Raw genomic sequence first — 11,107 nt, forward strand, 5'->3', positions numbered from 1 at the left:
GGCCCGCACGGCGCAGGCGGCGATCGAGGGCATCCGCTGACGGCCCCGCCGCCGACGACCCTCCGGCGGCGTTCCCGGGCTCGGCGGGCGGTCGCCCGGCCGACGAGGTGCCCGGGGCCGACGAGGTGCCCGGGGCCGAAGAGGTGCCCGGGGCCGGCGAGGTGCCCGAGTGTGGCAGCCGGTCACGCGGCCGTACGGGCACCGGTCAGGCGGCGCGGGTCCCGGCCGGCTCCGCCGGTCGCTCGGCCGCGGCCTCCGGCGGGGTGGTCGGACGCGTCCGCCGGAGCAGGACGGCGACCAGGACGGCGGTGACCGCGAGCGCGACCGCTCCGCAGCGCACGGCGAGGTGGATCCCGTCGATGAAGGCGCCGTCCACCGCCTCCTGAAGCGGAGCGGGCAGGACCGACGCCGCACCGCCACCGCCGTGCACCGCGCCGGTGGGCGCGTCCGCGATCGGGCCGACGGCGTCCGGCGGGACGCCCAGTCGGTGCAGGGCGGCCGTCAGGGAGTCGGTCAGCCGACTGGTCAGGACGGCGCCCAGCACGGCGATCCCGAGCACGCCGCCGAGTTCGCGCAGGGTGTTGATGGCGGCCGAGGCCATCCCCGTCCGGGCCGGGTCGACCCGCTGCATCACGCCGATCGACACCGGCGTGAAGGTGAGTCCCATCCCGAGGCCCATCGCGAACAGCGTCCACAGGTACTCGAGGTAGCGCGCGTGGTCGCCGTACAGCGACAGTCCGCCGAGCCCGGCCGCACAGAGGAGGAGACCGATCACCAGCGGGGGCCGCGGCCCGTAGCGGGTGGTCAGCAGACCGGAGAGCGGCGCGGCGACCACCAGCATCGCGGTCATCGGCAGCCCGGCCCAGCCCGCCGCGGCCGGGGACCAGCCGAGGGTGCCCTGCATCATCAACGGCAGGAAGAACAGCGCGCCGAACATCCCGAAGCTGACCATGAACCCGCTGAGCAGCGCGCCGCCCAGCATGCCGTCACGGAACAGCCGCAGCTCCAGCATCGGCTCGGCGAGGCGCAGTTCGAGCAGCAGGAAGGCGAGCAGCAGCACGGCGGCCGCGGCGCCGCAGCCGAGGACCACGCTGTCGGTCCAGCCCCGGGAGGGGCCCTCGATCAGCGCGTAGACCAGCAGGCCCAGTCCGGCGGCGGACAGGGCGAGGCCGCCGAGGTCGATCCGGCGGGCGCGCGGCGGGACCTCCGGGAGCACCCGGACGGCGAGCAGCAGGCCGGCGACGCCGATCGGCACGTTGATCCAGAACACGCTGGCCCAGCCGAGGTGTTCGACCATCGGACCGCCGACCACCGGGCCGACCGACAGGCCGAGCGCGGAGACCCCGGACCAGGTGGCGATGGCCTTGGCCCGCTCCCGCTCGTCGGTGAAGACGTGCCGGAGCAGGGCGAGGCTGCCCGGGGTGAGCAGCGCGGCGCCGACGCCCTGGAGCATCCGGGCGCCGACCAGGACGCCGATCGTTCCGGCGAGCGCGGCCACGGCCGAACCGACCGTGAAGAGGGCGAGGCCGAGCCGGAACACCCGGGTGCGGCCGTGGCGGTCGCCGAGCGCGCCGCCGGTCAGCACGAAGGCCGCGTACACCAGGCTGTAGCCCTCGGCGACCCACTGCAGGCCGCTGATCCCGGAGTCCAGCTCCTGGCCGATGCGGGGCAGGGCGTTGTTGACGATGACGTTGTCCAGCATGGACATGAACATGGTGACGCAGAGCGTGAGCAGCGCGAGCCGTCGGCGGCGGGCGCTCGTCTCCTCCATGGGTTCCCTCCCGATCATGAACCCCTAACGGTGTTAGGGGTCGCAGCGACAGCCACAGAGTGCACCTAACGGTGTTAGATTGCAAACAGGAATCCGCTCGACCGCCGGAGGCGTCCGCACAGCCATGCCGCAGAACCACACCGGCACGCCCGGGAGCGACGACACCACACCCCACCTGACCAGGGAGGCCCTCGCCCAGGCCGCGCTGCGGGTGCTGGAACGCGACGGCCTGGCCGGGCTGTCCATGCGCAAGGTCGCCGCCGAGGTCGGCGTCAAGGCGGCCTCGCTGTACTGGCACGTCCGCAACAAACAGGAGCTGCTCGACCTGCTCACCGACGCCGTGATGGGCTCCGCCGAACCCCCGCCGCGCGAGGGGAACTGGCGCGAACAGTTCCACGCGTACTGCTGGCGCTACCGCCGCCTCCTGCTCGACACCCGGGACGCGGCCAAGGTCGTCGCCGGCCGGCTCGCCCCCGGGCCCCACCTGCTCGGACTGATGGAGGACCAGCTGGACCGGCTCCGCGCGGCCGGATTCTCCGACGCGGACGCCGCCATGGCCAGCTACCTGCTGGGCGCCTTCGTCCAGGGCTTCGTGCTCCAGGAGCAGTCGCCGATCTCCGCCTCCGAGGTGCTCGGCACCAGCCGCCGGGACATCGCCGACGCGGCCGGAGACCTGTTCCGGGCCCTTCCCGCCGAGACCCACCCCAACCTGGTCGAACTCGCCGGCGAGCTCACCGAGCCGAACATGGACGTCCGCTTCGAGTTCGGAGTCCAGCGGATCCTCGACGGCCTCGCGGCCCTGCTGCCACCGGAGCGGCGCTGACCCCGGCCGCCCCGATCACGCCGCCCAGTTCACGCCGCCACGATCCCGGCCGCCTGACCCCGCCGACCCGATCCCGGCCGCCCCGATCCAGGCTCCGGAGATCCGGGTGGCGCGGTGCCGACACCGGGATAGGCTCGCCGGACCCACCCGTCGGACCACGGAGGAGTCACCGATGCCTGAGCCGTACCCCCTCTACGAACCGTACGCGCAAGGGATGTTGGACGTCGGCGACGGACAGCTGATCCACTGGAACGCCTCCGGCAACCCGGCGGGCAAACCCGCCGTGGTGGTGCACGGCGGGCCCGGCTCCGGCCACAGCCCGGGCTCCCGGCGGTACTTCGACCCGGAGCGCTACCACCTCGTCCAGTTCGACCAGCGCGGCTGCGGGCTCAGCCGACCGCACGCCGCCGACCCGTCCACCAGCCTGGAGCACAACACCACCCCGCACCTGATCGCCGACATGGAGCGGCTGCGCGAGCACCTCGGCATCGACAAGTGGCTGCTGTACGGCGGCTCGTGGGGCTCCACCCTGATCCTCGCGTACGCGCAGGCCCATCCGGAACGGGTGTCCGCGATCGTGATCTGCGGGGTCACCATGACCCGCCCCGAGGAGACCGACTGGCTCTACCGGGGCGTGGGCCGCTTCCTGCCCGGAGCCTGGGAGGAGTTCCGGGACTTCCTTCCGCCCGCCGACCGCGACGGGGACACCTTCGACCTGCTCGCCGCCTACAGCCGACTGCTCAACAGCACCGAGGAGCCCGTCCGGCGGGCCGCCGCCAGCGCCTGGGCCACCTGGGAGGACGCGGTCATCTCGCACGAGTCGCTGGGCAAGCCGAACGCGTACACCGACCGCCCCTCCGAGGCCCTGATGGCCTTCACCCGGATCACCGCGCACTACTTCTCGCACCGGGCCTTCCTGCCGGACGACGCGCTGCTGACCGGTGCCGGACGGCTGGCCGGGATCCCCGGAGAGCTGATCCACGGCCGGCTGGACCTCGGCGGGCCGGTCGACACCGCCTGGCAGCTGACCAAGGCCTGGCCCGACGCCCGCCTGACGATCATCGACGAGGCCGGGCACACCGGGAGCCCGCGGATGCGCGACGCGATCCTGGCCGCGATCGAGCGCTTCGCCTGACGGCACCGCTCCGCCACGGAGCGGTTGGGCCGTTCGCAGGAATGGTCCAGACCGAGGAAGGCCTACCATACGACCCATGATCGCCTATGCCCCAGCCGCCCTGTTCTTCCTGTTGTTCGGAATCGGGGTACTGCGCGACCGCCGCCAGTTCAGCAACGCCGTCCTGCTCGGCATCGCCGTCTCCCTGCTCTCCCTCGCCCTGCTCGCCGAACTCCGCAAGGCGCCCAGCATGGTGGTCACGCTCGTGGCCGGCGTCATCGTCCTCCTCCCGGCCCTCGGCACGGCGGCCCTGGTCTGGTTCCTGCTCGCCAACGGCATGACCATGATCCGCAAGGAGGGCAGGCGACCGGCCAACCTGCTGTCCCTGCTCGCCGGCCTGGGCATCCTGGCGGTCATCGGGCTGCTGGTCACGGCCCTGGTCTTCCACTCCAGGCAGCTGGCCGCCCTGGCGGGCACCGCGGTCCTGGTCGTCGGCTACGTCTCCTTCCTGTTCACCTGCTTCGTCGGCTACGCCTTCCTGTACGGCCGCCACCGGCCGCGCCGGGACGTGGACTTCGTGGTCGTGCTCGGCTCCGGACTGATCGGCGGCGAGCGCGTGCCGCCGCTGCTGGCGAGCCGGCTGAACCGGGGCCGCGAGGTGTACGAGGGCCAGGCCGCCCGCGGCAACCCGCCGGTGCTCATCACCTCGGGCGGCCAGGGGCCGGACGAGAAGCTGCCGGAGTCTCACGCGATGGCCGACTACCTGATCGAACAGGGCTTCCCCCCAGAGCACATCGAGCGGGAGGACCGCTCGCGCACCACCGAGGAGAACCTGCTCTTCAGCAAGGCCATCATGGAGCAGGCCAAGCCCGACTACCGGTGCGTCGTCGTCACCAACAACTTCCACGCTTTCCGCGCCGCCCTGCTCGCCCGCCAGACCGGCGTCAACGGCCACGTCTTCGGCTCGCCCACCGCCCGGTACTACTGGCCGAGCGCGACCATCCGCGAGTTCGCCGCGATCTTCCTGTCGCACAAGCTGGTCAACTTCGGGATCTGCGGCCTCATCGCCCTCTGCGGGGTGGTCGCGGCCCTCTGAACGGCCACGGCATTCCCACCGGGCGGGCCCCGGTCGCCTCGGCGGCCGGGGCCCGCCCGTTCCTGTTCGGGTGGGACGCGCGACCGGACATAACTGCGGGCAGCCTCTCTCCGGCCTCCCTGGCCCCGCGCTCGGACAGACCGCTCGGACAGACCGCTCGGGCCGACCGGCCGGGCAGACCGGCCGGGAGGCCGATCGGGCGGGAGGCCGATCGGGCGGACTGCTCGAGTGGCGCGCTCGGGCAGCCCGATTCAGGACGCCGGGCGGGCGGACAGGATCGCGCAGGTGGTGGTGGCGTGCGCGTAGAGCTTGCCGTTCTCCACGCCCACCACCTTGGCCTCGGCCGTCGCCATCGTCCGGCCCAGGTGCAGCACCACGCCCTCACAGCGCAGCGGCCCCGAGTCCGCGAACACCGGGCGCAGCATGTGCACGTTGAGCTGGGTGGTGGTGTAGCCCACCCCGGCCGGCAGCCTGCTCATCACCGCGCAGCCGAGCGCCGAGTCCAGCAGGGTGGCGAGGTACCCGCCGTGCACGGTGTTCATCGGGTTCTGGAGGTGGTCCCCGGGTTCGCCCTGGAACACCGCCGCCCCCTGATTCGCCTCGATCAGGTGGATTCCCATGGTGCTGCAGATCGAGGGCTCCGGGATCCGCCCGGCGATCCACTCCAGCAGGATCTCCTCTCCGCTCAGGTGGGCGTACTCGGTGATCGGCGGGCCTGGCGTCCAGGTGTGCGTCCGAGTGCGCTGCTCCGGACCGCTCGTGGACTGCGCGCTGCTCGCGGGCTCGGGCCCTTCGGCGGTGATCTCATCGGTGGTCATGGGATCAACCTGCCCCGTCCGGCCGTCCGTCTCAAGTGCCTTACGGTGCGGGGCAGCTGTTGACTCCGGTCACTGCCACTGCCACGGCGGGGCGGCCGGGCCATGGCGGCCCGCGCCATGCCCGGGCGGCGGACCCCGGATGACCGCCACATGGCACCGGCGTTCCGGGCGCGCCACGCTGCACGGGACCGCCCCCCACTCCTCCCCCACCCAGGAGCCTCCATGCCACTGCGCCCCACCGCCGCGGCACTGCTCACCGCCGTCACCCTCGCGCTCGCCACCGCCGCACCCGACGCGGCCGTGGCCTCCCCCACCACTGCCTCCGTTCCGCCCTCCGCGGCCGCGGCCACGAGCGGCGGCTTCCAGCAGGTCACCGGGTTCGGCACCAACCCGGGCAACCTCGCGATGTACACCTACACCCCTGCCGGGCTGCCCGCCGGCGCTCCCCTGGTGGTCGCGCTGCACGGGTGCGTGCAGAGCGCCACCGACTACTACCGCAGCTCCGGCTGGACCAAGTTCGCCGACCAGTACGGCTTCGCGGTGGTGTTCCCGCAGACCAGCAGCGTCAACAACAGCCTCTCCTGCTTCAGTTGGTTCGACGCCGGCAAGGCCGCCCGGGGCGTCGGCGAGGCCAGGTCGGTGGTCGAGATGGTCACCAAGGCCGAGTCCCTGTACGGCTCGGACGCCCGCCGGGTGTTCGTCACCGGGCTCTCGGCCGGCGGCGGAATGGCCGCCGACCTGCTGGCCGACTACCCCGACGTGTTCGCCGGAGGGGCGATCGACTCCGGGCTGCCCGCCCACTGCGCCACCACCCAGGCCGCCGCCTCCGGCTGCCAGAACTCGGACCAGGGGCTCACCCCCGCCCAGTGGGGCGACAAGGTCCGGGCCGCGTACCCGGGTTACACCGGGCAGTGGCCCAGGGTGGCGATCTGGCAGGGCACCGCCGACACCGTGGTCAGGCCGGTGAACGCGACCGAACTGCGGGACCAGTGGACGAACGTCCAGGGCATCGCCCGGCAGCCGACCAGCACCCGGAGCCTCCCCGGCGGCACCACCCAGGAGCTCTACGCCGACGCGAGCGGCAAACCCGCCGTGGGCCTGTTCACGGTCAGCGGGATGGGCCACGGGCTGGCCGTCCACCCCGGCACCGGGGCCGACCAGTGCGGAGCGACCGGTGCCTACTTCCTCGACACGATCTGCTCCGGCTACTACACGGCGCAGTTCTGGGGCCTGGACGGCGGCTCCGGCCCCACCGACCCCGGGCTGCCGGCCCCGATCGGGCTGACCGCGACCGCGGCCACCGGTTCCGTCACCCTCGGCTGGCAGGACGTCAGCGGCGCCGCCTCGTACCGGGTCTTCCGCGGCGGCACCCAGGTGGGCGCCCCGAGCGGCACGGCCTTCACCGACACCGGTCTCGCGGCCGGCACCACGTACAGCTACACGGTGGCGGCGGTCGACGGGTCGGGCGCGGTCGGCGCCCGCTCGACGGCGGTGACGGCGACCACCCCGGGCGGGGGCACGCCCCAGTGCTTCACCGCCAGCAACTACGACCAGGTCCTGGCCGGCCGCGCCTCCCGGAGCGGCGGCCTGACCTACGCCCTCGGCTCGGGCCAGAGCATGGGGCTCTGGAACACCTTCGTCACCCACACGCTCAAGCAGACCGGACCGGGCTACTACGTACTCGCCGACGGCCAGTGCTGAACGGGCGGCGACCGGAACGGCCCCGAGCACCGGGGCACCGGACAGCACCGCGACCACCCGCACCGCGACCACCCGCGCGGCGACCACCCGCGCGGTGACGGCCCCTACCGAAGCGGCCCCTGCCGAAACAGCCCGCACCGCCGCGGCCACCGTGAGGCTCATCCCCCGCCCACCTCCGCCACCGCCACCGCGTCCGCCCGGAGCCCGGCGAACAGGTCGGTCTCGATCCCGCCCGGCCCGGGCCCCGGCACCAGGCTCCGGGCCAGGTGGTAGTCCTCGGTCGGCCAGACCTCGCACTCGATGTCCCGCGGGTGGGCCATGAAGGCCACGCCGGGCTGGACCTGGGTGGCGTGCGCGAGCATCGCCGCGTCCCGCACGGCGAACTGCTCGGCGCACGCCACCCGGGTGGTGGTGGCGAGCGCGGGCGGGGTGTCGGGCCAGCCGGCGAGCAGCTCGCCCATCCCCGAGGGGACGCCCCGCTCCGTCATGGCCTCGTGCAGGGCCCGGAACCAGGCCCGGGAGAGCGCCAGGTGGTAGTAGAGCTTGGGCACCTGCCAGGGCTCGCCCGCCTCGGGGTGGCGGTGCCGGTCCGCGGCGGCCTCGACGGCCGCCACGGTGACCCGATGCGTCATCACGTGGTCCGGGTGCGGGTAGCCGCCGGTCTCGTCGTAGGTGACCACCACCTGTGGGCGGAACTCCCGGATCAACGCGACCAGCGGCACCGCCGCGAGCTCCACCGGGTGGGCCGCGAAGCAGCCCACCGGGAGGGGCTCACCCGGACCGGGCATCCCGGAGTCGACGAAGCCGAGGAACTCCTGGCGCACTCCGAGGATCTCCCGTGCGGCCGCCATCTCCTCGCGGCGGACGCGGGCGATGTCGGCCCGGACCTCGGGCCGGTCCATGGCCGGGTTGAGCACCGAACCGCGCTCGCCGCCGGTGCAGGTGGCGACCAGGACGTCCACTCCCTCGGCCGCGTACATGGCGAGGGTGGCCGCGCCCTTGCTGGACTCGTCGTCGGGGTGCGCGTGCACGCTGAGCAGGCGAAGGCCACCGGGGTGACGGGTGATCACGGATACCTCCGGGCTTGAGTGGTCGGGAACCGGGCGGCGCTCAGCCGGGCCTGCGGGTGTTCGGGTAGAGCAGCGCCGGAGCGATGGCGAGCGCGGACAGGGCCAGCGCCCACCAGAAGGTCTCGCCGAAGGCCGCGCCCGGGTGGTCGGGGTGCCCCTCCTGTGCCTGCTGGAGGACCAGGGTCAGCACCGCCGTGCCGAGCGCTCCGCCCAGCCGGTTCAGCACGTTGACCGCCCCCGCCGCCGCCGGCACCTGGTCCTTGTCGACGCTCCCGTAGACCGCGGCCAGGCCGGGTATCGCGATCATCCCCATGCCCACGCCGCGCAGTGCCAACGAGCCGGCGATCAGCCAGGCGGCCGGTTCGGAGCCGCTCCCCAGCTGGGTGAAGGCGATCGTGCCGACCAGGGAGTAGGCGATACCGGTCAGGATCAGCGGGCGCGGCGCGACACGGTCCGTCATCCGGGCGGCCAGCATCGCGGTGACCGCCGTGCCGAGGGCCTGAGGAGCCAGCAGCAGACCGGCCTCGACCGCGCCGGCGTGCCTGACCTGCTGGTAGTAGAGCGGCACCAGGAACATCGAGCTGTAGAGCGCGGCGCCCTGCAGGAAGCTGTTCGCCGTCGCCACGCTGAAGCCGCGCCGGGCGAACAGCCGCAGGTCGATCAGCGGGGCCCGGACGCCCGCGCGCCCCACCCGCAGCGCGTGCAGGCCGTAGACCACCACCAGCACCGTGCCCACCGCCAGGGCGACCCAGCCGGCCGTCGCGCCCTCACCGATCGTCGCGAGCCCGTAGACCACACCGGTCAGGCCGGGCGAGAGCAGCACCAGCCCGGTCACGTCCAGCCGGGGCTTCGGCGCGTCCGACGCCTCGTCAGCCGGCAGCCAGCGGGCGGCGAGCAGCAGGATCAGCAGCCCGACCGGCACGTTCAGCAGGAACATCCAGCGCCAGTCGAAGTGCTCCAGCACCAGCCCGCCGAGGATCGGCCCGAGGACCGGCGCCAGGCTGATCGGGAGCATCAGTGTGCCCATCACCCGCCCGACCCTGGACGGTCCGGCCGCTTGTATGATGATTGCCTGGCCGAGCGGTTGCATCATCCCGCCGCCGATCCCCTGCAGCACCCGGAAGGCGATCAGACTGCCCGTCGACCAGGCCAGGCCGCACAGCGCCGATCCGAGCACGAACAGAACCACCGAGGCGAGCCACGCCCGCCGCCCGCCGAAGCGGCCGGCGGCCCAGCCCGAGAGCGGCATGGTCAGCGAGATCGCCAGCAGGTACCCCGTGGCCACCCACTGCACCGCCGCGATCGAGCTGTGCAGGTCGCGGCCGACGGAGTCGATGCCGACGTTGACGATCGTGGCGTCCAGCAGCGCGAGCACCGGCCCGAGCGCGAGCACCCCGCCCATCTTCCACAGACCCGGCGGAATCGGCCCCGGCTCCTCCTGGCGGACTTCGCCCGGCCTGTCCTTCGTGGTGACGGATGCCGTCATGCGCCCTCCCCTGGTCGCCGTCCCGGGCGGCCGCTCCGGCCCCCCGGGAAGAACTTAGGACGGACCCATTCGCTGGGTCAAATCCAATTACTGTGCCCGACCCAGCGAAGTGCGCTACGCTCCTGCCATGACCGACTCCGGGACGACCCCGAACCTGCGCGAGCGCAACAAGCGCCGCACCCGCGAGGCCATCTCGCACGCGGCGACCAGGCTCTTCATCGAGCAGGGCTTCGACCGCACGACCATCGCCGAGGTCGCGGCCGCCGCCGGCGTCGCCAAGATGACCGTCACCAACCACTTCCCCCGCAAGGAGGACCTCTTCTTCGACCTGCACGAGGAGCTCGCCGGCCGGCTCGCCGGCACCGTCTCGGAGCGCGCGCCGGGCGAGTCCGCGCTCGCCGCACTGCGCCGCGACTGCCTCGCCGGGCTCGACCGGCACGACGCCCGACTCGGCTTCTCCGGCCCCGACTTCGCCCGCACCGTCTCCGCCAGCCCCGCCCTGGCCGCCCGGCTGCGCGAGCTGCACGAGCAGAGCGAGACGGCACTCGCGGAGGCGCTGGCCGAGGCGGTGCACGAGATGCCGGTCGGCTTCGAGTGCCGGGTCGCCGCCGCGCTGCTCGCCGCCGTCGATCGGGCGGTGTTCGCCGAGGTGTTCCGCCGCACCCTGGCCGGCGAGGACCACGCCGCGATCGCCGCCGCGGTCCGTCCCTCGGCGGTCCGGGCGTACGACCGCCTGGAGAACGCCCTGGGGAACTACGCCGTGAGGGAGGTCTAGACGTTTCCCGTGGATCATCGGTCGGCCCGGATGCGGATGTTCGCGACGTGGAGTACCGCTCCCCCCGCTTCAGCCGACGTGGCCGGCGGCGCGACCACCACTTCGGGCAGCCCGGGGTCGGAAGCGCCGGCGAGCCACCGCTCCGCTCCTCGGGCACCGGGGCGCAGGGCGCGGGGCCTGTGGCCCTGCGACCGCATTCTGACGGCGCGAGCGGCACTTCCGGGGCCGTGTCCGAACGGCCGTCGCGGCGCGCGGGACAGGGGTGAGCACCCAGCCGCCGGGCCCCTCCGACGGGTCGACCGGCAGGTGTGCGATGCGCGGGGCCACCGCCATGCCCGGCGTCCGTCACGTCGCGAAGAATTTCTTCGAACCCGGCTGCAACCCCCCGGGCGGATGGACGTCTATCAGGGTGAGAGGCGGGGAGAGCGAGCCGGCGAAGCCGGGGGGCTCGGG

At 73.5% G+C, this 11,107-nt stretch carries 9 protein-coding genes; 5 read left to right on the forward strand and 4 right to left on the reverse strand.

Going from position 1 to position 11,107, the window contains the following annotated elements; all coding sequences use genetic code 11:
• Window positions 1-205: 205 nt before the first annotated feature.
• Window positions 206-1,771 carry an MFS transporter gene (locus AB0E96_RS31535; RefSeq protein ID WP_359829195.1) on the reverse strand — a complete coding sequence of 522 codons (1,566 nt, stop codon included), beginning with the start codon at window positions 1,769-1,771 and terminating at the stop codon, window positions 206-208.
• A 124-nt stretch (window positions 1,772-1,895) separates the two neighbouring features.
• Between AB0E96_RS31535 and AB0E96_RS31540 the strand changes: the two genes are divergently transcribed.
• The 3 genes from AB0E96_RS31540 (at window position 1,896) to AB0E96_RS31550 (ending at window position 4,804) form a co-directional block, all read left to right on the forward strand.
• On the forward strand, window positions 1,896-2,594 hold the full coding sequence (locus AB0E96_RS31540) for a TetR/AcrR family transcriptional regulator (protein WP_359829196.1): 699 nt from the start codon (window positions 1,896-1,898) through the stop codon (window positions 2,592-2,594).
• Window positions 2,595-2,766: 172 nt separating this feature from the next.
• Window positions 2,767-3,729 (forward strand): prolyl aminopeptidase, encoded by a 963-nt coding sequence (gene pip, locus AB0E96_RS31545; RefSeq protein WP_359829197.1) that lies wholly within the window; start codon window positions 2,767-2,769, stop codon window positions 3,727-3,729.
• 76 nt (window positions 3,730-3,805) lie between these two features.
• On the forward strand, window positions 3,806-4,804 hold the full coding sequence (locus AB0E96_RS31550) for a YdcF family protein (protein WP_359829198.1): 999 nt from the start codon (window positions 3,806-3,808) through the stop codon (window positions 4,802-4,804).
• Window positions 4,805-5,055: 251 nt separating this feature from the next.
• On the opposite strand, the gene AB0E96_RS31555 is transcribed toward AB0E96_RS31550, so the two are convergent.
• Window positions 5,056-5,622, reverse strand: a complete 567-nt coding sequence (locus AB0E96_RS31555) for a PaaI family thioesterase (RefSeq protein WP_359829199.1) — start codon at window positions 5,620-5,622, stop codon at window positions 5,056-5,058.
• Between the two features lie 222 nt (window positions 5,623-5,844).
• Here AB0E96_RS31555 and AB0E96_RS31560 point away from each other — a divergent pair, with 222 nt between their 5' ends.
• On the forward strand, window positions 5,845-7,323 hold the full coding sequence (locus AB0E96_RS31560; RefSeq protein WP_359829200.1) for a PHB depolymerase family esterase: 1,479 nt from the start codon (window positions 5,845-5,847) through the stop codon (window positions 7,321-7,323).
• A gap of 158 nt (window positions 7,324-7,481) precedes the next feature.
• On the opposite strand, the gene mca is transcribed toward AB0E96_RS31560, so the two are convergent.
• Both mca and AB0E96_RS31570 read right to left on the reverse strand, forming a co-directional pair.
• On the reverse strand, window positions 7,482-8,393 hold the full coding sequence (gene mca, locus AB0E96_RS31565) for a mycothiol conjugate amidase Mca (RefSeq protein ID WP_359829201.1): 912 nt from the start codon (window positions 8,391-8,393) through the stop codon (window positions 7,482-7,484).
• Between the two features lie 40 nt (window positions 8,394-8,433).
• Entirely contained in the window at window positions 8,434-9,879 is a 1,446-nt protein-coding gene (locus AB0E96_RS31570; RefSeq protein ID WP_359829202.1) for an MDR family MFS transporter, read from the reverse strand.
• Window positions 9,880-10,006: 127 nt separating this feature from the next.
• On the opposite strand from AB0E96_RS31570, the gene AB0E96_RS31575 reads away from it, so the two are divergent.
• Window positions 10,007-10,654, forward strand: a complete 648-nt coding sequence (locus tag AB0E96_RS31575) for a TetR/AcrR family transcriptional regulator (RefSeq protein ID WP_359829203.1) — start codon at window positions 10,007-10,009, stop codon at window positions 10,652-10,654.
• The last annotated feature ends 453 nt before the right edge of the window (window positions 10,655-11,107 follow it).

Origin of the sequence: Kitasatospora sp. NPDC036755 (genome assembly GCF_040636595.1) — a bacterium.
In the GTDB taxonomy this organism is placed as follows: Bacteria; Actinomycetota; Actinomycetes; order Streptomycetales; family Streptomycetaceae; genus Kitasatospora.

What these genes read in the sequence shown, in the direction of transcription:
- AB0E96_RS31540 (WP_359829196.1), top strand. Translation starts at nt 1,896, where the DNA reads ATGCCGCAGAACCACACCGGCACGCCCGGGAGCGACGACACCACACCC.
- AB0E96_RS31555 (WP_359829199.1), bottom strand. Translation starts at nt 5,622, where the DNA reads ATGACCACCGATGAGATCACCGCCGAAGGGCCCGAGCCCGCGAGCAGC.
- AB0E96_RS31560 (WP_359829200.1), top strand. Translation starts at nt 5,845, where the DNA reads ATGCCACTGCGCCCCACCGCCGCGGCACTGCTCACCGCCGTCACCCTC.
- pip (WP_359829197.1), top strand. Translation starts at nt 2,767, where the DNA reads ATGCCTGAGCCGTACCCCCTCTACGAACCGTACGCGCAAGGGATGTTG.
- AB0E96_RS31570 (WP_359829202.1), bottom strand. Translation starts at nt 9,879, where the DNA reads ATGACGGCATCCGTCACCACGAAGGACAGGCCGGGCGAAGTCCGCCAG.
- AB0E96_RS31575 (WP_359829203.1), top strand. Translation starts at nt 10,007, where the DNA reads ATGACCGACTCCGGGACGACCCCGAACCTGCGCGAGCGCAACAAGCGC.
- AB0E96_RS31550 (WP_359829198.1), top strand. Translation starts at nt 3,806, where the DNA reads ATGATCGCCTATGCCCCAGCCGCCCTGTTCTTCCTGTTGTTCGGAATC.
- AB0E96_RS31535 (WP_359829195.1), bottom strand. Translation starts at nt 1,771, where the DNA reads ATGGAGGAGACGAGCGCCCGCCGCCGACGGCTCGCGCTGCTCACGCTC.